Raw genomic sequence first — 26,338 nt, 5'->3', positions numbered from 1 at the left:
ATATAGAGAGAAAATAACTAAGGTGGCGATTACTCGGTAATCTTCTTCATTACATTATCTAGTTTTCAAAGAACGATTGAATTGAGAGATTATACTCTCAAAACTGAACGAACAGTCTAACATCAAGTTAATTCCGTATATTCCTTAGAAAGGAGGTGATCCAGCCGCACCTTCCGATACGGCTACCTTGTTACGACTTCACCCCAATCATCTGTCCCACCTTAGGCGGCTGGCTCCAAAAGGTTACCCCACCGACTTCGGGTGTTACAAACTCTCGTGGTGTGACGGGCGGTGTGTACAAGGCCCGGGAACGTATTCACCGCGGCATGCTGATCCGCGATTACTAGCGATTCCGGCTTCATGTAGGCGAGTTGCAGCCTACAATCCGAACTGAGAATGGTTTTATGGGATTGGCTAAACCTCGCGGTCTTGCAGCCCTTTGTACCATCCATTGTAGCACGTGTGTAGCCCAGGTCATAAGGGGCATGATGATTTGACGTCATCCCCACCTTCCTCCGGTTTGTCACCGGCAGTCACCTTAGAGTGCCCAACTAAATGCTGGCAACTAAGATCAAGGGTTGCGCTCGTTGCGGGACTTAACCCAACATCTCACGACACGAGCTGACGACAACCATGCACCACCTGTCACTCTGTCCCCCGAAGGGGAAAGTCCTATCTCTAGGATTGTCAGAGGATGTCAAGACCTGGTAAGGTTCTTCGCGTTGCTTCGAATTAAACCACATGCTCCACCGCTTGTGCGGGCCCCCGTCAATTCCTTTGAGTTTCAACCTTGCGGTCGTACTCCCCAGGCGGAGTGCTTAATGCGTTTGCTGCAGCACTAAAGGGCGGAAACCCTCTAACACTTAGCACTCATCGTTTACGGCGTGGACTACCAGGGTATCTAATCCTGTTTGCTCCCCACGCTTTCGCGCCTCAGCGTCAGTTACAGACCAGAAAGTCGCCTTCGCCACTGGTGTTCCTCCAAATCTCTACGCATTTCACCGCTACACTTGGAATTCCACTTTCCTCTTCTGCACTCAAGTTCCCCAGTTTCCAATGACCCTCCACGGTTGAGCCGTGGGCTTTCACATCAGACTTAAGGAACCGCCTGCGCGCGCTTTACGCCCAATAATTCCGGACAACGCTTGCCACCTACGTATTACCGCGGCTGCTGGCACGTAGTTAGCCGTGGCTTTCTGGTTAGGTACCGTCAAGGTACCGGCAGTTACTCCGATACTTGTTCTTCCCTAACAACAGAGTTTTACGATCCGAAAACCTTCATCACTCACGCGGCGTTGCTCCGTCAGACTTTCGTCCATTGCGGAAGATTCCCTACTGCTGCCTCCCGTAGGAGTCTGGGCCGTGTCTCAGTCCCAGTGTGGCCGATCACCCTCTCAGGTCGGCTACGCATCGTCGCCTTGGTGAGCCGTTACCTCACCAACTAGCTAATGCGCCGCGGGCCCATCTGTAAGTGATAGCAGAACCATCTTTCAATCTAATTATATGTATAATTAGATATTATCCGGTATTAGCCCCGGTTTCCCGGAGTTATCCCAGTCTTACAGGCAGGTTGCCCACGTGTTACTCACCCGTCCGCCGCTAATCTTTGGGAGCAAGCTCCCTCAGATTCGCTCGACTTGCATGTATTAGGCACGCCGCCAGCGTTCGTCCTGAGCCAGGATCAAACTCTCCAATAAAGTGTTTGATTAGCTCGTTTGCACCTATGGTGCTTTGTTGCTGATAAATCAGCTTTTTTTAGAATTACGCTTGACGTTTTACGTTCGTTCAGTTTTCAAAGAACAATCTCATTCGCTTCAGAAGCGACTTTATTAATATAACATTCTCGCAATCTATTGTCAACAACTTTTTAAAGTTCTTTTTTCGAAAGTAATCTTCGAAAGCGTTATCAACGACTGCTTTATAATAGTATCATCCCTCTCTACTTTCGTCAACAACAAATATAAAGTTTTTTTATAAAAATACTATTGTTGTATATATACCTCCTTTATAAGGATTTAAACATTTATTTCTTAATAGTTCGAGAAACTCTTATTCTTACAAAGCAATTAGATTTCCTCACTCCTTTCCACTTGAATAAGAAGAATAGAACCAATGTTTTTGTCAAAAACTCAAAATCTCACTACTTATTTCTTCTTTATAAGATTAACTGTTCCTCTTTGGCTGATACTGAAGTCGCTAAGTTGCAAACATCTGCTACCAAATGAAATTTTCACCCTATAAATAACAAAATAGCCAGTCCCATTAAATGATGGGAACTGGCTATATAAGGAGTGGATATTCCTCCAAGATATTATTTCAAGAAAATAAAGTAAAGAACAAATACTACAAATAGGAAGTACATAATTGGATGAATCTCTTTAGCTCTCCCCTTAACAATCATTGTAATTGGATAGAAAATAAATCCAATTGCAATACCTGTTGCAATACTATAGGTAAGAGGCATCGCTAAGATAGTTAAGAACGCTGGTACCGCTATTTCAAATTTTGTCCAATCTATATTACCTAATGAAGCAACCATTAATACCCCTACTATAATTAAGGCCGGTGCTGTAACTGCTGATGTAACTACTGACACAATCGGGAAGAAAAAGATTGCTAGTAAGAATAAGACACCTGTTACAATAGCAGCGAAACCTGTTCTTGCACCTGCAGCGACCCCTGAAGAAGATTCTACATAAGAAGTCGTTGTAGATGTTCCTAAAATTGAACCTGCAACAGTTGCTGTTGAGTCAGCAAGTAAAGCTTTTCCTGCTCTTGGTAATTTACCGTCCTTCATTAATCCCGCCTGATTCGCTACACCTACAAGTGTACCTGCTGTATCAAAGAAGTCTACGAATAAAAATGTTAAAACAACCACAAGCATTTGTGTTGAGTAGAATGATGCGTCTCCAAAAGAACCGAACGCTTCACCAAAAGTTGGTGCAATACTTGGTACTGCTCCAACGACTTTATGAGGCACATCCACCAGACCGAAGATCATACCAACAACAGCCGTTACGACCATCCCGATGAAAATACCACCTTTTAAACCCCTTGTCATTAAAATAACAGTAATAATAATACCAAAAATAGCTAATAACACATTACCATCAGAGAAATCACCTAAACCAACTAACACTGCGTCATCATTTGCAATAAGACCAGCGTTTTGCGCACCAACAAATGTAATAAACAAGCCAATCCCTGCAGATACAGCAAATTTTAATGGTGCTGGAATTGCATTAATAATTTTTTCTCTAATACCGGATAGTGATAATAGAATGAAAATCACACCCGAAATAAATGTTCCAGCTAAAGCATGTTGCCATGAAATACCCATTGTCAGTACTACAGTATAGGCAAAAAATGCGTTTATACCCATACCTGGAGCAAGAGCTATTGGATAACGAGCGATAACCCCCATGAGGATTGAACCAATCGCGGCTGCTAAAGCTGTAGCAACAAAGACTGCCCCCATGTCCATTCTCATAGCATCTGGAAGATCTGGTACATCTGCTAACGATAGTACAGCAGGGTTGACTGCTAATATATAAGCCATAGCTAAGAATGTTGTAATCCCGCCAATAATCTCACGGCGAAAATTGGTGCCGAGTTCGTCGAATTGGAAGTACTTTTTCATTTTTAATTTTCCCCCTAAAGTTGGCATTAAAAAAACTTCGGAAAGTAACCGAAGTCTTGACAACAGGGATGGTATAAGTAACATGGAATGTAAAAAATAAGATTAGTATAATATCTAAAGCACATTCCTTTGTTACGCACACACATCAAGTAGTCAAGTCATTTACGGTAACTTGGTAGAAACTTTTGGGCCATATTCCCAACATTATACGAAGATGTTTTTAATATTTAATTCTCTATTATATTAGCAATTAAAAAAGTCCTAGTCAATATAAAAAACGAACATTTTTCAGTCCGTTTTTTACCATTGTTCGGAATTAGGTTTATTTTCCACTTTATTTACGTAATTTCATTTGGTTTTACTATAAACCAAATGGATTTATGAAGCAATACTTCTTTTATTTAAGCAATATTTGGTAGGCAAATCGATTACCATTTGGAACATCTAGTTCCACATCCCCAATATAGGAAAAACCAGCTTTCTGAATAACCTTTTGCATGACTTCATTTTCGGGATGGGTGTCAATGCGAATATCACGAAATCCATTGAGCCTAGCAGCGGTAATTAAATGTTGAAGCAATATCGTCGAATAACCCTTTCCTTGTATCTCTGGGTCAATCGCTACTCGATGAATCGATGCATACGGCGTTTCTGCTTTCTCCCAATTCACTAATTGCTCATAAGGTTCTTCTGGCGCAGTTAAAATCGTGCCAATACCGACTTTTCGTTCATCCGCCATCAACACGTAGGCTTCCTTATTAGAAATATCCTCTGTAATGATTTCTCGATTGGGTCCATCTCCATCCTGCCATTGTGGGATACCTCTTTTAACAATCGTTTCCCTTGCTCGGTCAACAATGGACATGATTTCATCTAACTCTTCTAATTGTGCCTGTTTTAAATATAACATCTAACACCCTCCCAAAAAGAATACTTATTAAAAAACCTTAGAATCCAAACTAGGATTCTAAGGTGTATTGTTTTATTCCCACTCAATCGTTGCTGGTGGCTTAGAAGTAATATCATACACTACGCGGTTGATATGGTCCACTTCATTAACGATTCTTGTTGAGATAACTTCAAGCACATCCCAAGGAATACGTGCCCAATCGGATGTCATTCCATCAATTGAAGTAACGGCGCGGATACCAATTGTGTAATCATACGTACGCGCATCACCCATTACACCTACGCTACGAATGTCAGGTAGGACAGTGAAATATTGCCACACATCTCTTTCAAGACCAGCATTTTTGATTTCTTCACGAAGGATCGCGTCTGATTCACGGACAATTTCAAGTTTTTCTTCAGAGATTGCACCAAGAACACGGATACCTAAACCAGGACCTGGGAATGGTTGTCTCCAAACGATATCATCTGGAATACCTAATTCTGTTCCAAGTGCGCGTACTTCATCTTTAAATAAAGTATTAAGCGGCTCAATTAATTGGAATTGCATATCTTCAGGTAGTCCACCTACATTGTGGTGAGATTTGATTGTTTGCGCTGTTGCAGTACCACTTTCGATAATATCTGTATAAAGTGTACCTTGTGCTAAATAATCAATACCTTCTAATTTATGTGCTTCATCATCAAATACGTAAATGAATTCATTACCAATAATTTTACGTTTTTTCTCAGGATCACTGACACCTTCAAGTTTGCTTAAGAAACGCTCCTTAGCATCTACTTTAATGACATTCATATTGAAGCCTTCAGAGAAAGTTTTCATAACGCCTTCTGCTTCATCTTTACGCAATAAACCGTGATCAACAAAAATACATGTTAATTGGTCACCAATCGCTTTATGAATAAGAACAGCAACAACAGAAGAATCTACTCCGCCACTAAGTGCACAAAGGACTTTCTTATCTCCAACTGTTTGGCGAATTTTTTCCAATTCGATTTCAATAAAGTTCTCCATAGACCAATCGCCTTTACAGCCACAAATACCGAAAACAAAGTTTTTCAGCATATCATTACCGTATACAGAATGACGTACTTCTGGGTGGAATTGAACTCCGTATAACCCACGTGCTTCGTCACTAATCGCTGCGACAGGACAAGAAGGGTTAGTGCCATCAATTGCAAAACCTTCTGGTGCTTCAACGACTAAGTCACCATGACTCATCCAAACCACTTGCTCTTCAGGAAGATCGGCAAATAATTTAGATTGATTTTGTAATTTTAATACAGCTTTACCGTACTCACGCTGCTTTGCACCTTCTACTTTTCCTCCGAAATGCATCGTCATTAATTGCATACCGTAGCAAATACCGAAGATTGGTAGACCTAATTCAAAAATTTCTGGATCACAACGAAAAGCATTTTCGCCGTAAACACTGTTTGGACCACCAGAGAAGATGATTCCTTTTGGATTCATTTCTTTGATTTCTTGTGCAGTAATGGTATGCGGATGTAATTCACTATAAACGCCAAACTCCCTAATTCTGCGTGTAATCAACTGATTGTACTGACTACCAAAGTCTAGTACAACGATCATTTCCTGGTCATGCAATTCTACTTTCCCCGTCACGCTGTTCACCTCGTCAACATTGATAGAATGATTCCCTCATTCTTTTATTCCACTTCATATATGAAGAGTGACTCCGAATGTATCATTTGTAGGTTATCCAACACCTACTATTTCATACAAAAAACTAGAGTTCTTCCCCCCGAAAATATAGTCAGAAGGCAGAAATCTAGCTAGGCTAAATATATTCTGCCTTCATAGTCAGACTGTTATAGGCAGTCTGGTAGAGACTCTCGGACCATATTACCAAGGATATATGAAGGTTATTCGTTAAAATTATTGATAGTCATCATGCATATGAATCCATGACTTCTCATTCAACTATTTTAACAACAGGTTATTTTAACGGTCAAGCGATTGTGGCTTTTATTAAATTTTCCCACAATTCCTTATTTCTCTTCCAAATGCCCTTTTCTTGCTTACCGCTATATAGATAAGCCTCGTAACTATCCGTTAGCTGACTCATCTGTTGATGCCCAAGCAAACGATCGACCTCTTTGGCAAAAGAATGTAAGGTTTGTCCTTGTTTCCTTTTCACCCCGAACCGTGAAAATTCATGTAATAAAACAAGGTACGCTTTCTCAAAATCCCGATCATTATTACGATGTTTGTATGTCCAAATATAGAAGTAAGGTAGCCATTTACCCCGCTTGATATACGTTAGGTAACCGATGAAAGCAAGCACAATGATTATTAAAATAATCTTTTTCCAGTGTTGTTGAACCGCTTCCTTTACCGAATCCCATAGCTCCGTCAAACTAAAAGTGCTTGACGCTGTTTCTGTTTGTTCAGTCGTTTCTGCTTCATCTGGTCTCTCTTCTCTTTCCGGTGTTTCCGTTTCCTCCGCGTTATTAGGCGTTGTTTCCTCATCTAAATCAAACTCATATTCTACAGGATTACTAAAACCTGTTGTTGGCTCAAACGGAATCCATCCAACGCCAGGAAAATAAGCCTCCACCCATGAGTGAGCATTGTTATTCGTAATGTCATAAGTACCAACAGTTAATCCATTTGCGTTGGTTCTTTCACCTTCTGTAAACCCTTTAACCCATCTAGTCGGAATACCAGCAGAACGGGCTAACACGATCATTGCTGTTGAAAAGTTATCACAATAACCTAACTTCGTATCAAACAAAAATTGGTCGACATAATCTTCATCTGGTCCTGGCACAGCCACATCTCTTTGTGAATAAACAAAACCCGATCGAGCAAAATAGCCTTCAATCTCACGAATTTGGTTAAACCAATTATCATGCCCTGCCACAATCTCTTCTGCCAATTCACGCACACGATCAGGGAGATCTTCGGGTAATTGCGTATACCTTTCATAAAACGCTGAATCTAAACCGTGATTATCATTATTAACTGTATTCAATGCATTCACGCTATAAGTGGGTTCATTAAAGATTACGTCATAAGTTGGCATGAGAGAATCCTCTGCATATCTAATTGAAAATTTCTCAAGCGCTTCATTCAATTCAAATGGGATGTTTTCACTTTGAAAACTTTTTATCCCTAATGGATAGACAATTTGAGGACGTGCTCTGTTCATTTGTACATTACTGACTCTTTCCTCAACAACGACATTTTCATTCTCTGAAAATGATTCCAAAGGCACTTCTTCTCCTGATGCAAAAAACTCGCTGCCACGATCTTCTTCTGAAAGCTCCCACCCCTTACCTGTATAGACATCTTTGGTCTCTACTTTCCAATAATGGGGATCTTCCGTTTTCGCAACAAACACAAGAGTATCATCAGGAACAAAAGAGCCACCTAATAAAGAATCATCCTCACCATAGCCAATTTTCCGCACCCCTCCAGCTTCTTCATTTCTACTATCTTCATTAAATGAAGTGATATAAGGAACAGGATCAGGCCAAATTGGATCTGCCTTCGGTGCAGCGAAAGCAATGAGAGAACTGATGAGCACCAATCCACTTAGAGGGATCATCCATTTGCTTAGTTTCGATGTTTTCGCTTCAATATCTTCCTTCTCTAGTTGACGATAGAAGGCGAGAATCCCCATCATTAAAAATCCACAAATCACGGTTCGAATAATCGCCATTTCTGCATTATATGGCGTGAATGTATCAAGAACAGTAATATAGACCAATGTCATGAAAAAGAAAATAAAAATTTGTCTCCGTTGGATGAGCCAATATTGAATAAGGTAAGACATCAACCATAAAAGAATGAAGAATAATAAAGTCCTAAACATGTCTGTTATAGCGGTCCATTGCGCTTGTAACATCGTCAAAAAGTTATCAAATAACTCTTGAATCATCATAGGAAACGACCCAATCAGTCCATATTGATCAAGAAAATAAATATACATTAAACTGAAGAAAATAATTGCTCCATTAATGACAAAACGGATGACCCAATGCCATTTTAAAAAATCCATCGCAAGGGCAATACATAGGAAAAGTAAGAACACCCACACATTCCCTGTATCCGTTAATTGCTCTAACGGCCTAATCCACTCCCAAATGAGGAGAAAACCAAATAGATAAAGAACCAAAGTAGAAAATCTCTTCATCATCCGCTCCTCACCTCCGAGAATGCGGCAGAAAATTGACCTTCATGCACAATTTGTATACGTATTCCTCTTGAAGTAGCGGTGTCTTTTAAACGAATTTCCTCTTGTACTGCTTGCTCTTCCTTTCTTTTCACAAGAAAAATCGTCACACTTCCTTTTTGAGAATAAAAGCTCGCCTTTTCAATCAAACGTTTGTTTAGTTTGGCAGTAACAAGCAGTAGTTGATCATTTTGTTGGGCAAGACTTCTTTCTACGTCTAACACTTGTTCTAAAGGACGTTTACTATCCGCCTTCACTGTAGCTAGATGATAAAAGATTCGTTGTAGCTGCCCTTCACCACCAAGAATTGGGAACTCCACTCGATTTCTCCCCGCTGAAAGGAACCCTACCTGTGCCCCTTTTCGGAGTATTGCATGTACAAGAGAAGCGGTAAAAGAAACGATTGCTTCAAAATGTACATCAGGAAAACGATCGATGAGAAGATATACATCATGCGATTTGCGTTGTTCAAATTCTTTCACCATCATTTCATTACGCTTGGCGGATGTTTTCCAGTTAATCCAAGAAAAACGATCACCTGGTTGATATTCACGGACGCCTGTAGCCATAGACGTATCTCTCTGCACCCTTTCATCTGAAGCCGTCATTCCTTGATCAAATTGGTGACTAAATGGTTGATAAACTATTTCTTCATAAGTTGGATACACAATCATGCGGTCTTCAAGTGACATGTTTACTTCACGTTCGATTAATCCAAGAGGGTCACCTATTTTCAGCCGAACATATCGGAAAACGTGCTCTCCGCGAGGGATTTCCTTAAATGATTGCGAAACAACGATGTTTTTACGAAATCCAGGAAATAACAGATATTTCTTCATCTGTAGCGAAGATGTTATATGGTCTTCGATAACAAGAAAAAATAACGGAAAAATCGTATCCATATGAATAGAAAGACGTATCGATAGTGTATCTCCTGCACTCACCTCTTGACTGGAAAGTTCTCTCTTTACATGGATACGATGCAACGGATACATTGCCAGTGCAAATGCATATAAACCAAACGGTAAAAAGCTATAAAATAAGAACCAGCTGACAAATCCTCCTTGAAACATCGCATATGAAAAAGTAATGAGTAGTAAAAGGAACAATAACACTAACTTCCATACACCCTTTACTGCGAATAACCACCGCCTCATCCTATTTCACAGCCTTTTGCACTGGTACCGGTGTAACATCGATAATCTTCTCAATCACTTGTTCTGCTTTGACCCCTTCAAATTTTGCTTCTGACTTGAGAATTAAGCGATGACTAAAGACCGCACTTGCTAAATATTGCACATCATCAGGGCGGACATAATCTCTTCCATGCATAAACGCATAGCTTTGTGATGCTTTCATTAAAGCAATAGACCCCCTAGGGCTAACGCCTAAATACACATGTTTATGGTTTCTTGTTTGCTCAGCCATATGAACAATATAGCTTTTAATGGAATGATCGACATACACCTCTTTTACTTTCGCCTGCATGTCTCTCAGCTGTTCTAACTCCATTACTGGCTGTATTTCTTCTATCGGGAGTGCACTTTGAACACGACTTAATAATTCAATCTCTTCTGTTCCTTCAGGATAACCCATACGCATTTTTAACAGAAAACGGTCAAGCTGCGCTTCTGGGAGCGGGTAAGTTCCTTCATATTCAATCGGATTTTGTGTCGCCATAACAAAAAAAGGGCTACCTAATTGATGAGTCACTCCATCAATTGTTACACTCTTCTCCTCCATCCCTTCTAATAAGGCGGACTGTGTTTTAGGGGATGTCCGGTTGATTTCATCTGCTAATATAATCTGACCCATTATTGGACCCGGGCGGAATTCAAATGCCATTTCTTTCGGATTATAAATTGAAACGCCTGTCACATCCGATGGTAATAAATCAGGGGTAAATTGAATTCTCCTAAAGTTCGCACCTAGCGATTTTGCCAGCGCTCGAACCATCATCGTCTTACCAACACCAGGCACATCTTCAAGTAACACATGACCACCAGATAATAAGGCAACCAAGCTCAATTCTGCCACTTCTCTTTTACCGATCATTACTTTATCTATATTAATGAGCACTTGCTCGACTACCGGATTCATTTTATGATTCATTGACCATCCTCCTGATTTTTTAATAAAGGGCATTCTTCTCCTTACTTATACTTCTATTCGCTAAATCTTGCTAAATTCCTGTGAAATCTACCATTCTTCGCACAAATTCATCTTCTTTCTTCCTATGATTTAGGAAAAAAAGAATAAAAATGAACTAACATTTATAATTCTTATTTTATATGATTTAACACTTAAGATAAATCATTCAGACTCGGTTAAGTTGGCTTATAAATGGTTATATAAATGTTCATCCCTTCACAAGTTACGACTAATACAATCCCCTTCCTACATATCATATATCGTTATAAGGATATTAAAGGAAAGGAGTTGTTTATTAATGTGCACAAGCGTAGCGTTACGTACGAAGAATCGTTTGAGTTTCCTTGGTAGGAATATGGACTTTGTGGATCTTCCGGCGGATTATAACATCTATGTGTTCCCTCGAAATTATCAATGGGTAAATCGTGAGGATCAAAAAACCATTACGAACCCATATGCAATAATAGGTATGGGATTAATGGGTCAAAATCAATTCGCCATGATTGACGGCATGAATGAACAAGGTCTGATGGGTGCGGTTCTCTATTTTGAAGGATATGCTTACTATAGCACCCCAAAAAACAACGTGATCAACCTTGCTTGCTATGATGTACTCTTTTGGGCTTTATCACAATTTCAATCAATAGAAGAACTCGCCGAACATATCGCCCAGGTGAATATAGTTGGTGCAAAAATCGAGGTTCTTGACAGCATCCCACCCATGCATTGGATTTTTAGTGACCGATCTGGTCGTTCTATCGTTGTCGAAAAAACTAAAAAGGGATTAAAGGTTCATGCAAATAAAATTGGTGTGATGACGAACAGTCCTGATTTTGAATGGCAATTAACTCACCTTGGTATCTATTCAACAGTAAGTGCAGATGATCCTGAAGAAGCCACTTGGGGTAGATATCCATTAGAAGGCGGGGATTTATTAAGCGGTACATTCGGCATACCTGGCGACTTCTCCTCCCCCTCCCGTTTCGTGAGAGCCGCATTCATGCGAAATCATATTGAGCCAGTTACTAACGAGGTTGGCGGTGTCCGGAACACATTCAAAACTTTAGAATACTGTGAGGTAGCAAAAGGAGCGGAATTAAGTGATAACCTCTCATGGTACACCATCTACACAAATGCCATGTGTGCCCAATCAGGTACCTATTACTATAATACTTACAATAATCACCAGATTAACGCAATCAATCTATTTAAACATGATCTTAACGCAAAAAAAGTAAAAAAATATCCTTTTCTTAACAAGGAATCCATCCATTTTCAACATAAATGAGCCATAAAAAAACGACATTCGCTCGGGAATGTCGTTTCTTTATTAATAAGATATTCCTGTACGATAATGGGTCTCCTCAAAAGAGGCTTGTTCCGGGTCAAAATAATCTTCGTTATAAGCTGCAACAAAGGTATCATTTTCTACATAACCAGAACCCCAAGTAGGATCCATTGTTAGCCATTCACCATCCACCTTCACTTCTACCCACGCATGGCGGCCACCGAGTGCCCCCCTTGTAAAACCAGAACCAGCATTACCTTCAACAAACCTTGCTTCCATGTCACTTGCCCTCAGCAAAGCAATGGCTAAGTAGGCATAGTCTTGACAAACACCTTTTTTCGTTTCCAATGCCTTTATAGCACTGTCATCCCAATGAAAGTCATCTGTATTATACTTCTCCACATCATAAGCGATATGTTCGGCCACATAGTCATAGATCGCCTTTGCTTTCTCACGGTCGCCTTCCACCCCTTGAAGCAGTTCTTCTGCTAAACTATTAATCTTCGGATGGTCGGACTGAACTCCACGAGACGGTAACAAATCCCGGCGATCTTCACCGGTATTTTCCACCTGAAATTTAGCTACGCTATAAAAGCGAAAGGTATCACTATTTTCTTTCGTAATCTCAGGTACACTAACCGTAATATCATAAGTACCTGGTCCAAACCTCAAATAAAAGGAGTCGTCAAAGCGAAAATCCTGAACTGGAATCACATCTAATGCCGTATCCTCACCCTTTTTACTCGATACATAAAGGTGTGTTGTCTCACTCGCTAATTCAGCTTCAGGTTGAATCATTCCACTGATGGTATAATCCCCACTCGATTCATCTCCACTGTATGCAGGCGTTTCTAAAGTTACCCCTCGTTCATTATAAAGGCTAGAGTACTCGATTGGCTCCATCGTTTGCTGAGATGTATTATTCACCATGAGAGTCGTAGCCGTTTGATAATAATTCTCTCGGTCACCATCCGGTACCATGACTTCCACTTTATGCAAGCCTTCTCCATAAAAGAGAGGCACCTCATAAGCGAATTGGTGCTCTTGATTAACGGCGAGTACATGATTCCAATTATCCGTTCCCTTCGACACACGAAGCATTACTGTATCTTCCTCATCCAATCCTTCTGCCACACCTTTTAATGGGAAAACTTCTTCTGCTTCAAAGAAGCTTGTATCCAACCCTAACGAAAGTCCTGCTTCTTGACCATATGGTGTATACGTCACATCTCTCTTCACATCCGGATTCACATTATGAACAGTAAACCGTGCTGTATCATAATAATAATTCTCCCGCTCATCATCGGGTAATTGTACCTTTATATGATACGTACCTTCGCCATTAAAAAACTGAATATCCTGCTTGATTTGACCCTCTTTTATAGGCGCATAATATTCATGCTCTCTTCCGGCAACCCCGTCTTCCTCTGCCGTCACACTAATCCAAGCATAACCAGACTTCAATCCTCGATAATCCTCAATGCTCCCCTCAATCGTCACCGTACCATTCGCCGCAAACTCCCGGTACTCCGGCGAATCAAACGTTGCACCAATTTCATCACTATACGTCGTTAATGTCAAAGGCTCTAGCTCTAACTCCTTATTCTTTTCTTCCACTAACTGTTCATACGGATCAACCTGCTTTTTCACTTCTTCGCTACTCACGGCTCCCTTATCATTACAGCCGATCAGCAACATACCTGCCATCACAAGTAATATAGGAAACAACGAAACTCGTTTTAACATGTTAACCTCCTTACGAACCCTAATTATCAAACATATCATTACAAAAATCAGTTCAATCATACTTACGATACAAAAGGTAAAAAGTTTCTCTATCCAATTACCCCTTTTTTCACACTTTTACCACTATATGAATAACAATAAAAGATTTTCCTTTGCTTTACAAAAGGAGAAAGGAGTAAATGTGGATTTTGGGGGTTGATTCTTGGAGGTAGATGGTTTGGGATTGGTAAATATCAATTGATAAGTTGGATATTGTCAGCTATTACCTTCGTTCAAAACACTTTACCCAAGGGAATGAAACTGGAAAACACTATGAACTTATTATTCAACACTAACACCCCTAGGTATTACAAAAAAAAGCATCGGAGAGAGTCTGCAGGGTTATTCTCTTATTAGTTAGCATGAGAGATTCCCTCCTTTGGCTTGGGTTTGGTCGAAGTCGAGTTAGTCTCAACATTATTGTGGGTTTCTTAGTAAAGGTAATATCTTTTTATTAAAATCTCGCTTAGCAATCTCTTCCCTATTATTTGCTAATGATTGTTTTATATTTTGATGATCGATAGAAAGTTTCTTTCCTCTCTCATCTAATTCAAAGGTAGCCATGGACTTCTTTAAGTTTGTTTCCACTGTTGGCAACCATGCCTTTATTAGGGCTCTAATTGTAGATTTATCTTTAGACGGAACACCTAGTCCCTTTGTGGATAACAATTGACTTAATTCTTTATAAGGACCTTTTAATGCTCGCTCTCCTATTCCGAATGTATACATTAAAGTGCCATACTTTCCAAATGCATCCTGTAATCTTACTAAGTAGTTAATATCAAAATATCCAGATCCCCTAGTTACTTTTCTTTGCATTTCCCCAATATTATAATAAATCTCTTTAATTTTCTCTGGTCTTTTTGCTGCTTCTTTATTATGTTCAATCATTTGATCCAATTGTTCTTTAAATTGGGGATTACTCTTAATAATCCTATCTCGATTTTTCTCTAAAAGTTGATACATTTTTTCATACGTACTCATACCTTTTTTCATTTGAGGACCTATTCCGTTAATCGTATTATGCATTAGCGTAAAAAGGAAGTCTCCAAGAAACCCGTACCCCTAGTGACCTCCCTTTGCATATTACCTAAATTCATCACAATCTCTCTAATTTTTTTCGGCCTTTCATCCCTTCTTTACTTTGCTGCATTATGGCATTAATAGTGAATTCCATTTGAGGGTTCTCATTGAGAATATGATCTTTGTTTGTCTTAAGGACTTCATACATATCTTTGTAAGGTTTCAGACTCTTTTTCATTTGATGGACCATCTCAGTCCTTGCATTATCAGCTTTTGTATTAAATAAAACCAAGCTGTATAAAGGTACCTTCGCTTTTTCTAATGAAGGAACATTCCCATTACTATCTAAAATTAAATAACCTTTTCACTTTATCGGTTATTCTTTGTGTATAGGAAGTGATGAAATAATATTCATCATTTTGTTTAAAAGCAAAAGTCCACATATCCCACTTTTCAAATAAACGTTTATAAGCTTTAATATTTTTTTTATGATTTTTAGTTAGTTTTACATTAATCACTGGTTATACCTCTTATCTAAATAGTGGTTCCCACCTTCGCAGCACTGCTTTATTCATACTAAGTATACACTAATTAATTTGGTATATTTTCATCATATAACTTATCAATTTCATCTAAAGTTTCATCTAGATTCTCATATGATAAATCAATTAATACATCATTCAACATGTTTATAGAAGCATGATGGCTCTTATAAAACTCTTTAACAGATGAAAACATTTTATCTACCTGTTCCTTGGTAAGTTTATTATTATTCTGTAATTCATAAATTGATTGCATAATCATGTCTTCTTCTTTAAATAATTTAGATTTCCATTCATTTTCCAGACTAATAATTCCCATTATTTCTTCGTTAGACTTTGAAATTGCACTTATTTTTTCACCACTACTCCACTTAATCCATTTCAGAGTATCATTTACTGTCTTACTTAATTCATCATTAAGCTGGTTTTGGTTATTCACATTTACATAGCTACCATCTGCTGCCTTGGCGATGTCTTTCAGTTGCTGTTCATCTTTACTGGCTAAATCAAATCCAATGACATTAACCACCGGTGAGATTCCCGAATCTTTTAATTCTTTCGCAGCTGCTACCGGATCGCCATCACATGTTTCAATTCCGTCACTGACAATATAGACAACGTTTTTATGCTCTTCTCCAGAGTACTTTGATAGATCCTCTTTCGCTTCCTTAATCGACTGAGCTAGCGGTGTCCATCCTGCTGGTTCAAAAGAATTAAGCGCAGAGGATAATTCTGACTCATTATATGTTTGCGATTCATATACTAACTCATTGGCAGCACAAGACATTTTCTTATCTTCATCTGAACCCGACCCCTCATGGCCATACACTCTTAAACTTAAATTCACATCTTCCGGTAATGTGGATGCAAACTCCTCGATCGATTCTTTAGCTAAATCCATCCTTGTTTTAGAACCCATATAATTCGCCATACTTCCACTGGCGTCCAATACAATTTCTACATTATATTGTTCTTTAGATGCTAATTCTTCGGCTTCCTTAGGCTTGTTTAAACTGCTTTCTTCAATAGAAACTTTCGGGTCTTCGTATGGCATCTTAAATACTGAATACAAATAGTTTGTCAAGTTCTGTAATTCCTCATTACTTGCATCCTCTGGTAAAGCAGGAATATCTTTTAAGATCGTCTCTATCCGCTCATCAACAAACATGATATCCTCAACACCTAACACACCAATAGGATATTCAACAACTTCTTCAATACTTTTAGGCAGTTCTCTCACAACCAATTCTTCATTATCTACGTCTTCCACTGATTCATTTTCTTCGTCCGATTTTTGTTGCTCCTCTGCTACTTCCGCTCCTGCTTTCTTTTGGTCATCTTCTTTTTGATTACTCGCCTCTTTTTCTGCTGAACAGGCGGCCAAGAGAAAGAAAAGAACAAGGAGGTAGAGTGTGAATCGTTTTTTCATGATTGAATCCTCCAGATATATAATTAAAAAATGCAATCGAGTGATTTTTTGAGGTGCCTCACTCATTTATCATTACGGATATCGCTGTTTTTTTGAACATAAACACCGAAAAGCAGCCTGTAAGACTGCTTTCCTCCATTATACTTATTTCTATTTAGCACTATCTTGGTAAATTGAACTCTACACTTTCACCTTTGAACATATCTTTACCGTCTTCTCCAACAAACGGGCCAAACTGTAAGTCAAATGATTCAAATAGCTCGAACTCATCTTTGTTCATTAAGAAAACATGATATTTTTCACTCTGCTCTCCAGCTTTTAATTCTTTAGGTTCTTCAGGTTCTACCATACCTTGAGCTCTAATATGTCCTCTATCTTTATCTAAATCGACTTTGGAGCTAATATTCCAAAGACTAATAGGAGCATCTGTTTGGTTGTCTAAATTCAATTTAACAGTAATAGCAACGATGCCTTTATCTCCAAAGTTTCTGAAGCGCTCTTTATTATCTGGTGTTGGCTCAATTTCTGTATATTGAACACCTGCTAAAGTCACTTTTACATCATCTAATTGTTTTGTTTCATTAATAGCTGTTTCTTCAAAAATCATTTCTTTATTCGCCATATTTGCAGTTGTTAACCTATCTGGATAAAATGATGTAGCGTTATTTAATTCCTCTTGCTGACCGCCGCTATAAGGGAAGTCGAAAACAGCTTGTTGTTTATTGCTACCTGAGAATTGATTATTATCGGCTGCTCCGCCTTCAATAATGAATTTAGGTTTTACAGAATCTAACGCTTTAAACTCATCATTAGTGAAAATAAAAGAAATCAAACCTGATACTTTCTCTCCAGGTGCGAATTTCCCTACTTCTGTCTCTTTTTCTGATTTCGGAAATTCTTCTCGGACAAAAGTTTTATTAATATCATTAGTTATGTAATCAAACTCACTTCCGAACTGCACTCTATATATATTATTATAATAAATACCTTTATCTGTCGTATTATCAATGGTTACTTTGGCTGTCATTACATAGCCTTCTGTTTGATCTTTAAATGGTATAGTATAATCGGCGCTAACATCTGTCACCTTTACAATTTGGTACTCATCTACACTTACTTTAAATCCATCTAAATCATTTATAAATTGAGGATCTTTGTTCGTGAACACCACTTCAACATTACCTTGGGATTCTTCTTCAATATTAGGATTAAGCATGCCGTCATTACCATTTGAAGATTCCTCTTTTTTTTCTTCTTCCACTTCTGGTTCCGTTGTTGTTTCTTCTGCTTTAACTTCTTTTGTTTCTTCCTTAGGTGTGCTATTCGTTTCTTTTGCATTTCCACATGCCGCCATTAGCATAACGGAAGAAATAAGCGTAATCAAAAAAAGTCTTTTCTGTTTCATTCACTCACGACCTTATTCTGTTTATTAAAATATTCGCTTTCTGTATGGTCCTTGTGTTAGTTAGAAACACCATAAAAGTAGACCCCAACATACATTACATTAATAAGTCTACTTTAAGAAGCTTCTTTTAACTTCATAAACTACTACTTTCTTCTTTTCTAATGGTATTTAAATGATTTTTACGCATAAACGGCAAAGCAATGGCCACTACCGCTGCAGCAATTGGAAAGCGATCACTTGATAATAACCATTCAAAAAGTGAAATGGGAACGAAGAGGATGTAGACAAATAACATAATAAATAAATAGATTCTTCTCCATTTACGTTCTTTCTGCGACATTATATCCCTCCTTTTTCTGTCTCCCGCCAACTATTAAAAATGTTTGTCAGAAAAATCACTTGAAGTGGTAATAAAAACATGAGTAGTACGATTTTTAAAGCTAAAGTTGTGAAATACACGTCAGTATACAGAGATAATAAATAAATCATGATATTCTCGAATACCAATTGAATAATACTTAATATAAAAATAACGAAAATCGCTTTGAAAAAATGAGCTTTAATAAATCCAACTGATTTTTTCAAAGCGGTTCTTAATTTTCCATTCTCCGCTAAGAAAAAAGGAACAAAATAAAATAATACAAGGACAACTAGACCAGGAATCACATATAATAAGCCACCGATAAAAATGCAAATAGAGTACAAGCAAGCAAACAAATAAATAGGTAATGCTTTTTCTATCGCGAACGAAATCGCTTGCTTGAGGGGATGATCAGCATCCTCACTTTCTAAAAGCGTATACTTAATGAATGGCAACTGAGCAATCGTAAGAAAAACAATCATGAAAATCCCATTAGCCACATCCCCAATCAAACCGGGATATTCAGCAAACCTTGTCTCGGCATAAATATAATTAACAATTATCGCATGCAAAAATAACAAGGGGACATATGTCAAAACTGACAACAACATTAACTTTAAAAAGTCTTGTATATATAAAGAGAAGGAGCTTGATAGAATACTTTTCATAGAGTCCTCCTGGTTATTTTGGGTTTCTTAAGACGGGGACTATTTTGTTTTCGAAATCCCTTTTACCTATGTCTTCTCTGTTTTTTGATAAAGACTGCTTTATATTTCTTTCATCTATTTGTAGCTTATTTCCTCTCTCGTCTAATTCGAATGTAGCAATCGATTTCCTTAATGTATCATTTGTTTTTAACCAGTCATTTAAAAGTGTTTGCAATGTATTTTTATCTTTCTTTGAAGAAAAGATAGTTTCATTAGACATTACTTTTTTTAACTCTTCATAATCCCTTTCTAATGAAATTTCATTTTTAGCTATGGTATACATCATCGCACTATATTTCCCATATTCATCTTCAAAACTGTCCATAAATGGGATATCAAAATAACCGATATTTCTTGTTACTTCTCTTTGCATATAGCCTAAATTGTAAATAATTTCTTTTATTCTCTTAGGTCGTTCAATTACTTTTTCATTATGTTCTACAATTCTATTAATCACTTGTACCATATGAGGATATTCAGTCAATAATTTTTCTTGATTATCTAATAATATACGGTTCATTTCCTTATAGGTTAGGGGTTCTTTCTTTGCTTGAATGGCCATCCCTCTACCAGCGTTGTTCGCCATCGTATTAAAAAGTAACAAATAATAAGCAGGTAGTTTTGCTTCTTCTAAGGACAATACTTCCCCAGCTTTATCCATAATTAGATAACCACTAACTTTATTATTTAATTTTGCATAATCCACTATAAAATAATGTTGACCTTTATAAAAGAAAGCAAATTTCCACATATCCCATTTCTCAAATAGCCTTTTGTGCCTTTTTATATTCTTTATTTGTTCAGGTGTTGGATTAACATTTATCATACATATACCTCATTTAACTAAATACAGATTTAAAGAACCCTGTAACAGACTCTTTAGCTTTATTGAACTTATCTTTAACATTTGAGATAATTTCTTTTCTATTCCTATATAATTTTTGACCTAAACTAGCAATTGATAATACCCCACCAACCACTACCATCCCAGCAGCTATTGGTTGAGCACCGGGTATCATAGCAACTGCTGGCGCAAGTCCAGTAATGATTTCTCCTGTATTACCAACAAGGTCCCATGCAGCATTTGTTTTCTCTTCTGAAGTACTTGCTGAGTTTAACTTCCCAACATTATCAACTGTATCTTTAATAGCAAAAGGTAATGTAACTGCGGACACAACAGCATTTGCAGGTGTGAAAGTTTTTGTAGCATTATATAAATCATCAACGCTGGCAATATCAATTATGTCACTAGAGGATCTTATCATTTCGATATTTCTAAATTCATTAACTGTTTTTAAATTATCATAAACTTCCTTCCCCTTCAGCCCAACATCCGCTACATCATAAGCAGCATCAATTGTCGCGTCACCTTTGGCGAAAGTTTTGAATCCTGCTAGGACAAGATTGGAACGACTGGATGCATAATTGCTAAAGCCAGCTGTATCTCCAGCACGAACCATTTCATCAGCAAAGTTAACTGTATTACCGATGACGTCATTTGTAACAAACTTTATACCGTCATAAGCCTTTGGATCTTCAAACTCAAAAAACGACTGATTATCAGATACTGTATTATTATACCTATCTAATGTATCCAGTGTCGGATTTTGATAGTCTGGGCTATATGGTGGTTGTGGATTGCCTGCAATGGGTCCTTCGGGTAAGTTTGAAGGATCATTTGGATTGTTTGGGTTGTTTGGGTTATTTGGATTGTTTGGGTTGTTTGGGTTATTTGGATTGTTTGGGTTGTTTGGATCATTAGAAGTGTTATTATTGCTATTATCGGAATTTAAATTTTGTTCCCATGGTGCATGTTCCCAAACCGGTGAGGTATTCCAATACGGCGTTACCCATTCAGATTGATTTTGCCATAATTGTTCATTCCACTCTGGTGAAGTTTCCCATCGAGATTGTTCCCACTCGGGCGGTGTCTCCCATTCGGGAGGGGTTTCCCATTCTGGTGGTGTCTCCCATTGAGGTCCACTCCAAGTTGGCGCATTATTCCAAGTCCCCCATGCATGTGCAACACTGGCATAACTACCTATATTCATAAACATGATAACAAATATGGATAATAGTGCAATGAGGACACGGTATGACCTTCTCATTGACAACACCTCCTAATCTTTTTTATTAATAACTAATATTCAGTCCCCATGCGAACGAATCGAATAATTCGAAAGATGGCCCCTGTCCTGTTTGTCTCACATGCCGTTGGTTATCAGAAAAGTATTCATCATACTTAAAGGCTTCGTACTTAGTAGCTGTCTTCACTTCAATTCTTTGGTTTTCGTTTAACCAGATTTCTGTTTCTGATACTTGGCCACCATTTCTTTGAATATTCGTACTTACTTCACTATAAATCTCACTTTCCGCATTACTTAATGATGAAGCAATGAACATTCTTAAAACATGGCTATCTGGTTTATTTAACTCACGCTTAATTATTTTATTGATTGCTTGATGTTTCTTTTCAGATTCTTTTAAGTAGTTGGGAAGTGTAGGAAGGAGCTCTTCTATTTGCTTTGATAATAATTCAGGTTCCTCTAGCTCTGGTGGTTCATAATCTTCATTATCTTCGTTTTCCTCTGCTTCCTCTTTGGCTTCCTCTTCCGCTTCTTTAAATTGATCTTTTAAATAGTCATCATATTCTTCTATTGATAAAGCAAGGTGCTTCGTTATAATACCTGAAGCAACAATGCTTGCCTGCTCAGCATTATTGGACGCATGTTCTTTTTCAATAAAAACATTGGCAAAGCTTAGGATTAAAAGAAACATTAAAAAGAACACACTAAACAATCCAATGATAAATAGCATGGTGTTTCCTTTTTCATTCTTTAAATATTTCATTTACTCCATCACCCTGCCACTTATTTCTCTCGTAAAGGAAACCTTCGGAATATATCCCGCTATGCTATCTGGGATAAAAACTAGATCTAGATTCACATGCATCGTTAAAGTAAAATGATTGTTACCGTTATTCATCGGATCGAGATCCAGTATCTTTATGTTGCCTCCGGCTTTATTAGCAAGATCTCTAGCAGAACTGGTTGCCTCAGCTTTATTCTCAGTTACTGCATAGGTCTTTGCCGCTTCATTCAATGCAGATTGAGCAACAATCACTGCATAACCCGCAACCAAAAACTGCCACAAAATCATCATAATCAAGAAAACAAGGGGCACCATTGCTAAGAACTCGATTGTCGCTGAACCATCTTCATTATTGATTTTTTTCTTCATTTGATGCCCCTCCTTTTTAGTTTGAGACATTTTTTTCATAAAGTTTATCAATTTCATCTAAAGTTTCTTTTAAGTTTTCTTTTGATAAATCCATTAAGACTGTTTTTAGTTCTTCTATAGACTCATTATGTTTCTTATAAAATTCTTCTACATTAGAGACAATTTTTTGGGATTGGTCATCGGAAATTTTGTCATCATTCTTCAGACTATATACCGATTGTTTAGTTAGATTTTTTTCTTTACGTAGTTTATTTTTCCATTTATTATTGACACTAATGATTTCCAGTATTTCTTTGTTTTTCGTACTAATAGCACTTAACGTTTCACTGTTCTTCCATCCAATCCACTTCAGAGTATCATTTACTGTTTTACCTAATTCATCATTGAGTTGATTTTGATTGTTTACATTCACATAACTACCATCTGCTGCCTTGGCGATTTCTTTCAGTTGCTGTTCATCTTTACTGGCTAAATCAAATCCAATGACATTAACCACTGGTGAGATTCCCGAATCTTTTAATTCTTTCGCAGCTGCTACCGGATCGCCATCACATGTTTCAATTCCGTCACTGACAATATAGACAACGTTTTTATGCTCTTCTCCAGAGTACTTTGATAGGTCCTCTTTCGCTTCCTTAATAGATTGAGCTAATGGTGTCCACCCTGCTGGATCAAAGGAATCAAGTGCGTTGGACAGTTCAGACTCATTATATGTTTTTGACTCATATACTAACTCATTGGCGGCACAGGACATTTTCTTATCTTCATCTGAGCCCGATCCTTCATGGCCATACACTCTTAAACTTAAATTCACATCTTCCGGTAATGTGGATGCAAACTCCTCGATTGATTCTTTAGCTAAATCCATCCTTGTTTTAGAACCCATATAATTCGCCATACTTCCACTGGCGTCCAATACAATTTCTACATTATATTGTTCTTTAGATGCTAATTCTTCGGCTTCCTCAGGCTTGTTTAAACTGCTTTCTTCAATAGAAACTTTCGGGTCTTCGTATGGCATCTTAAATACTGAATACAAATAGTTCGTCAGCTTCTGTAATTCCTCATCATTTGCATCCTCTGGTAAAGCAGGAATATCATTAAGTACCGCTTCTACATTCCTATCACCGAACATTGTATCTTCAGAACCTAGTATGCCAATAGGATATTCAATAATTTCTTCTATATTTTTTGGCAGTTCTTTTGCAACTAATTCTTCATTGATGGCTTCCTCAGCTATTTCATTTTCTTCAGAAGCTTTCTGTAATGTTTCTTGAGTTTCAGCATCTGTCTGTTCCTTTTGATTTTGGGTTTGCTGTGGTGTATCATTACTTTTCCCTTCATCAGACGAACAAGCTACAACCATTACGGAAAATAGTAGAAGCAGACAAATATAAACTGTTTTTTTCACATTAAAGCCTCCAACCATTGTTATAGTTAAATTAGCTACCTATGCTTTCTAGCATATCACTTATTTTAGTAACAATTGTCTCTGCCAAACCACTTCCTTGACCATCCATAGCCGTCGCAACCGCAAACATTAAAGCAACGATTACTGCCGCTAATCCTACCCATTCAATTGTTGATACTCCGTCTTCGTTATTAACTGCCTTTTGTGTTCTCGCATACAGAGCCTGCATTTTCCCGTTTACTTTTTCAATAAAATTTTTCATTTGTTATTCCTCCTAAATAATTGGTTTTATTACTTCTAATTTTTTTGATGGCGTGAGCTAACCTTCAGTTAGAAATAATCACCCCTTTCAAAGATTTATTTTTATTAACTAAAGATATTCATAATACTGTTCTCACCATAGATCATGTTGAGAATCACTAATCCAATAATCAGCAACATAATCAGTGGAGCGATAATGAATGATGTGATTAAAGTGACTTTTGGAGATGCTTTAGCTGCTTTTTCTTTTACCTGTTCTAAGCTTATTTTCCTAATATCCTCAGCTTGTGCTTTAAAAGTCGAAGCCATCGGAACACCTAATCTCGTTGCTTGAATAAGTGATTTAATTAAAGATTGAAAGTCTTCATTTTCATTTCTATCTAATAATCCAGCATAAGCTTTTTCTCGAGGGACACCCAGATCGATTTCTTGAAGAAATTGGGCAAATTCTTCTCTTATTGGACCATCAAAATATTTAATTACCTCTTTGATGGCACTATCTAAATTCGATCCAGCTTGTAAGCTAATACTTACCGTATCTAAAAAGTCTGGTAAGTCCTTTCTTAATAGATCCTGTCTTTTTTTACCTAATGACCTCACCCAAATAATGGGTATGAAAAAACCTAAAATTGGTAAAGTAACAAAAGCAATATTTGCTAGGGGGAACCCCATAATTACCATAAAGAAACCAAGTAAAAGTCCCAATAAAATAAACACGATTTTAAATCCTTGAAATCTCTTCACACTTAATTCATAAGGGTTACCTGATCTTTTTAATAGCTTATCTACCTCTTCAGATTCACTATAAAAATTAATCCTCTCTCCTAATGTGGAGAAGTCATCAGCATATCTGGCGAGAAATTGAATGATTTTTTCCAATCTGCCTTTCTTGCCAGCTACAAGTACGGAAGAGGTAACTGCTATTTCTTGTAAATGAGCTTTCAAGTATTGCTTTTGTTTAGAATACTGATATAAACTAGCTAATCCGAGAGCGAGAGATAGCCAACATAATATAACGGCGAATAATATGAAAGAATCCATAACGCTACACCTTTATGTTGGTAACAGCTCTTACAAGTAATAGCGCGATTACCATCCCTATAATAAAAATAATCATTAATATAGCTCCTGGAACAGTGAATAACAATTCCATAAATCCATCCATAATATTGTTTAACATGAACAACAAGAAGATGGGCAGAGCAGGTAAGATATACGAAACAAACCTTTGTTCAGCGGTAGCTGTTGAAATTGTTTGTCTGAGTACCTTCCTCTCCTCAAGCGTGTGAGCCATTTCATATAAAACTTGTGTTAAGTTACCCCCTGCTCTTTTTTGAATTAATAGAGCAGAGATAAATAGTTTATACTCTCTCGTAGGTACTCGATCTTCTAATTCTTTTAACGCTCGCTCGAAATCGACACCTAATCTCATATTTTGGGTCAATGATTTAAATTCGTCTTTAGCAGGAGAACTCACTTCACTCGCTACGATTTCAAGCCCTTGGACAATTGTCATGCCAGATTTCGTTGCGTTCCCGAGAATTCGGCATACCTCAGACAATTGATTGTTTAACTTCTCTATGTATTTATTCTTCCTTATTAAGAATAAAATCCAATAAGCCCCTGCACAGAGCACAACCGCAATGATTAAGCTTAAGATAAGCGGTACACTAAAGAAGCCGAATAACATGATGGTGACAGTAAAGGCGATAAATAATAGAATGGCAAAAAATTCAGAAGGTAGAATAGATATATTGGATTTTACTAACTTTTGCTTAAAGTTATCGGCAAAATCAGTTTTATCAAACCTATCACCCAATTTTGCAATAAAGCTGTTACGTTCTTCTTTTTCTTGAAATTCCTTTGCTTGCTTTTTAATAATTTCTTTCTTATCACTACGATAACCTAAGTAATTATAAACACCCCATATAAAGAGCAATGTTGCTAATCCAAAAAGTATGGCTGCCTCCATAGTTACTCCACC

The 26,338-nt window shown here is 37.7% G+C and carries 21 protein-coding genes, 1 rRNA gene and 2 riboswitches; of the genes, 1 reads left to right on the top strand and 21 read right to left on the bottom strand.

All coding sequences use genetic code 11. The annotated features are described in order from the left end of the window. Nucleotides 1-148: 148 nt before the first annotated feature. The 7 genes from MKY26_RS20230 to MKY26_RS20200 all read right to left on the bottom strand — a co-directional run bounded on the left by MKY26_RS20230 (nt 149) and on the right by MKY26_RS20200 (nt 10,863). Nucleotides 149-1,697, bottom strand: a 16S ribosomal RNA gene (locus tag MKY26_RS20230). A 614-nt stretch (nt 1,698-2,311) separates the two neighbouring features. Further along, nucleotides 2,312-3,640, bottom strand: coding sequence for an NCS2 family permease (locus MKY26_RS20225; protein ID WP_095370727.1), 1,329 nt, complete (start codon nt 3,638-3,640; stop codon nt 2,312-2,314). A gap of 128 nt (nt 3,641-3,768) precedes the next feature. Further along, nucleotides 3,769-3,872: riboswitch (purine riboswitch) on the bottom strand. Between the two features lie 165 nt (nt 3,873-4,037). Continuing rightward, nucleotides 4,038-4,550, bottom strand: coding sequence for a GNAT family N-acetyltransferase (locus MKY26_RS20220; RefSeq protein ID WP_341098445.1), 513 nt, complete (start codon nt 4,548-4,550; stop codon nt 4,038-4,040). A 72-nt stretch (nt 4,551-4,622) separates the two neighbouring features. Then, nucleotides 4,623-6,143: a glutamine-hydrolyzing GMP synthase gene (guaA, locus tag MKY26_RS20215; RefSeq protein ID WP_412728639.1), complete on the bottom strand. Its 1,521-nt coding sequence runs from the start codon at nt 6,141-6,143 to the stop codon at nt 4,623-4,625. Between the two features lie 208 nt (nt 6,144-6,351). Then, nucleotides 6,352-6,453: riboswitch (purine riboswitch) on the bottom strand. A 69-nt stretch (nt 6,454-6,522) separates the two neighbouring features. Next, the gene (locus MKY26_RS20210; RefSeq protein WP_341098444.1) at nt 6,523-8,715 is read right to left on the bottom strand and encodes a transglutaminase TgpA family protein; all 2,193 of its coding nucleotides are present in this window, start codon (nt 8,713-8,715) and stop codon (nt 6,523-6,525) included. Further along, nucleotides 8,712-9,908 (bottom strand): DUF58 domain-containing protein, encoded by a 1,197-nt coding sequence (locus MKY26_RS20205; RefSeq protein WP_341098442.1) that lies wholly within the window; start codon nt 9,906-9,908, stop codon nt 8,712-8,714. The genes MKY26_RS20210 and MKY26_RS20205 overlap by 4 nt, the downstream gene beginning before the upstream one ends. A 1-nt stretch (nt 9,909) precedes the next feature. Next, the gene (locus tag MKY26_RS20200; RefSeq protein WP_224939194.1) at nt 9,910-10,863 is read right to left on the bottom strand and encodes an AAA family ATPase; all 954 of its coding nucleotides are present in this window, start codon (nt 10,861-10,863) and stop codon (nt 9,910-9,912) included. A gap of 337 nt (nt 10,864-11,200) precedes the next feature. Here MKY26_RS20200 and MKY26_RS20195 point away from each other — a divergent pair, with 337 nt between their 5' ends. Beyond that, nucleotides 11,201-12,190, top strand: a complete 990-nt coding sequence (locus MKY26_RS20195; RefSeq protein ID WP_307319157.1) for a choloylglycine hydrolase family protein — start codon at nt 11,201-11,203, stop codon at nt 12,188-12,190. 42 nt (nt 12,191-12,232) lie between these two features. On the opposite strand, the gene MKY26_RS20190 is transcribed toward MKY26_RS20195, so the two are convergent. The 14 genes from MKY26_RS20190 to MKY26_RS20125 form a co-directional block, all read right to left on the bottom strand. Beyond that, nucleotides 12,233-13,936, bottom strand: coding sequence for a transglutaminase domain-containing protein (locus MKY26_RS20190; protein ID WP_341054033.1), 1,704 nt, complete (start codon nt 13,934-13,936; stop codon nt 12,233-12,235). A gap of 456 nt (nt 13,937-14,392) precedes the next feature. After that, nucleotides 14,393-14,971 (bottom strand): hypothetical protein, encoded by a 579-nt coding sequence (locus MKY26_RS20185; RefSeq protein ID WP_251163559.1) that lies wholly within the window; start codon nt 14,969-14,971, stop codon nt 14,393-14,395. A gap of 618 nt (nt 14,972-15,589) precedes the next feature. After that, entirely contained in the window at nt 15,590-16,969 is a 1,380-nt protein-coding gene (locus MKY26_RS20180) for a VWA domain-containing protein (RefSeq protein ID WP_341098440.1), read from the bottom strand. A 160-nt stretch (nt 16,970-17,129) separates the two neighbouring features. Continuing rightward, a complete protein-coding gene (locus MKY26_RS20175; protein ID WP_251163556.1) occupies nt 17,130-18,374 on the bottom strand; it encodes a DUF5068 domain-containing protein in 1,245 nt (414 codons plus the stop codon). 133 nt (nt 18,375-18,507) lie between these two features. Continuing rightward, nucleotides 18,508-18,714: a hypothetical protein gene (locus tag MKY26_RS20170; protein ID WP_251163555.1), complete on the bottom strand. Its 207-nt coding sequence runs from the start codon at nt 18,712-18,714 to the stop codon at nt 18,508-18,510. Next, complete coding sequence (locus MKY26_RS20165) at nt 18,714-19,403, bottom strand: hypothetical protein (RefSeq protein ID WP_251163554.1); 690 nt, start codon at nt 19,401-19,403, stop codon at nt 18,714-18,716. The genes MKY26_RS20170 and MKY26_RS20165 overlap by 1 nt, the downstream gene beginning before the upstream one ends. 13 nt (nt 19,404-19,416) lie before the next feature. After that, on the bottom strand, nt 19,417-20,268 hold the full coding sequence (locus MKY26_RS20160; RefSeq protein ID WP_322910495.1) for a hypothetical protein: 852 nt from the start codon (nt 20,266-20,268) through the stop codon (nt 19,417-19,419). Nucleotides 20,269-20,281: 13 nt separating this feature from the next. After that, on the bottom strand, nt 20,282-21,550 hold the full coding sequence (locus MKY26_RS20155; protein ID WP_341098439.1) for a hypothetical protein: 1,269 nt from the start codon (nt 21,548-21,550) through the stop codon (nt 20,282-20,284). A gap of 25 nt (nt 21,551-21,575) precedes the next feature. Beyond that, nucleotides 21,576-22,292, bottom strand: coding sequence for a hypothetical protein (locus MKY26_RS20150; protein WP_341098438.1), 717 nt, complete (start codon nt 22,290-22,292; stop codon nt 21,576-21,578). After that, a complete protein-coding gene (locus MKY26_RS20145; RefSeq protein WP_341098436.1) occupies nt 22,293-22,682 on the bottom strand; it encodes a TadE/TadG family type IV pilus assembly protein in 390 nt (129 codons plus the stop codon). 16 nt (nt 22,683-22,698) lie between these two features. Continuing rightward, nucleotides 22,699-24,093, bottom strand: a complete 1,395-nt coding sequence (locus tag MKY26_RS20140; RefSeq protein WP_322910498.1) for a VWA domain-containing protein — start codon at nt 24,091-24,093, stop codon at nt 22,699-22,701. Between the two features lie 31 nt (nt 24,094-24,124). Continuing rightward, nucleotides 24,125-24,355: a hypothetical protein gene (locus tag MKY26_RS20135; protein ID WP_251163548.1), complete on the bottom strand. Its 231-nt coding sequence runs from the start codon at nt 24,353-24,355 to the stop codon at nt 24,125-24,127. A gap of 104 nt (nt 24,356-24,459) precedes the next feature. Beyond that, nucleotides 24,460-25,395: a type II secretion system F family protein gene (locus MKY26_RS20130; RefSeq protein ID WP_251163547.1), complete on the bottom strand. Its 936-nt coding sequence runs from the start codon at nt 25,393-25,395 to the stop codon at nt 24,460-24,462. A 4-nt stretch (nt 25,396-25,399) separates the two neighbouring features. Further along, nucleotides 25,400-26,326, bottom strand: coding sequence for a type II secretion system F family protein (locus MKY26_RS20125; RefSeq protein WP_340977663.1), 927 nt, complete (start codon nt 26,324-26,326; stop codon nt 25,400-25,402). Nucleotides 26,327-26,338 lie beyond the last annotated feature (12 nt).

Source organism: Cytobacillus sp. FSL R7-0680 (assembly GCF_038009245.1).
Classification (GTDB): Bacteria; Bacillota; Bacilli; order Bacillales; family Cytobacillaceae; genus Cytobacillus; species Cytobacillus kochii.
Note: the sequence above shows the minus strand (reverse complement) of the source record. Positions and strands in the feature narration are given on the sequence as shown.

Excerpts from the sequence above, each read along its gene's own strand:
- MKY26_RS20130 (WP_251163547.1), bottom strand. The coding sequence starts at position 25,395 with ATGGATTCTTTCATATTATTCGCCGTTATATTATGTTGGCTATCTCTC.
- MKY26_RS20145 (WP_341098436.1), bottom strand. The coding sequence starts at position 22,682 with ATGAAGAAAAAAATCAATAATGAAGATGGTTCAGCGACAATCGAGTTC.
- MKY26_RS20125 (WP_340977663.1), bottom strand. The coding sequence starts at position 26,326 with ATGGAGGCAGCCATACTTTTTGGATTAGCAACATTGCTCTTTATATGG.
- MKY26_RS20170 (WP_251163555.1), bottom strand. The coding sequence starts at position 18,714 with ATGTCGCAGAAAGAACGTAAATGGAGAAGAATCTATTTATTTATTATG.
- MKY26_RS20190 (WP_341054033.1), bottom strand. The coding sequence starts at position 13,936 with ATGTTAAAACGAGTTTCGTTGTTTCCTATATTACTTGTGATGGCAGGT.
- MKY26_RS20175 (WP_251163556.1), bottom strand. The coding sequence starts at position 18,374 with ATGAAACAGAAAAGACTTTTTTTGATTACGCTTATTTCTTCCGTTATG.
- MKY26_RS20225 (WP_095370727.1), bottom strand. The coding sequence starts at position 3,640 with ATGAAAAAGTACTTCCAATTCGACGAACTCGGCACCAATTTTCGCCGT.
- MKY26_RS20205 (WP_341098442.1), bottom strand. The coding sequence starts at position 9,908 with ATGAGGCGGTGGTTATTCGCAGTAAAGGGTGTATGGAAGTTAGTGTTA.
- MKY26_RS20200 (WP_224939194.1), bottom strand. The coding sequence starts at position 10,863 with ATGAATCATAAAATGAATCCGGTAGTCGAGCAAGTGCTCATTAATATA.
- MKY26_RS20180 (WP_341098440.1), bottom strand. The coding sequence starts at position 16,969 with ATGAAAAAACGATTCACACTCTACCTCCTTGTTCTTTTCTTTCTCTTG.
- MKY26_RS20135 (WP_251163548.1), bottom strand. The coding sequence starts at position 24,355 with ATGAAAAATTTTATTGAAAAAGTAAACGGGAAAATGCAGGCTCTGTAT.
- MKY26_RS20155 (WP_341098439.1), bottom strand. The coding sequence starts at position 21,550 with ATGAGAAGGTCATACCGTGTCCTCATTGCACTATTATCCATATTTGTT.
- MKY26_RS20150 (WP_341098438.1), bottom strand. The coding sequence starts at position 22,292 with ATGAAATATTTAAAGAATGAAAAAGGAAACACCATGCTATTTATCATT.
- MKY26_RS20160 (WP_322910495.1), bottom strand. The coding sequence starts at position 20,268 with ATGATAAATGTTAATCCAACACCTGAACAAATAAAGAATATAAAAAGG.
- MKY26_RS20165 (WP_251163554.1), bottom strand. The coding sequence starts at position 19,403 with ATGAAAAGTATTCTATCAAGCTCCTTCTCTTTATATATACAAGACTTT.
- MKY26_RS20220 (WP_341098445.1), bottom strand. The coding sequence starts at position 4,550 with ATGTTATATTTAAAACAGGCACAATTAGAAGAGTTAGATGAAATCATG.
- MKY26_RS20195 (WP_307319157.1), top strand. The coding sequence starts at position 11,201 with ATGTGCACAAGCGTAGCGTTACGTACGAAGAATCGTTTGAGTTTCCTT.
- MKY26_RS20210 (WP_341098444.1), bottom strand. The coding sequence starts at position 8,715 with ATGATGAAGAGATTTTCTACTTTGGTTCTTTATCTATTTGGTTTTCTC.
- guaA (WP_412728639.1), bottom strand. The coding sequence starts at position 6,143 with ATGATCGTTGTACTAGACTTTGGTAGTCAGTACAATCAGTTGATTACA.
- MKY26_RS20185 (WP_251163559.1), bottom strand. The coding sequence starts at position 14,971 with ATGAAAAAAGGTATGAGTACGTATGAAAAAATGTATCAACTTTTAGAG.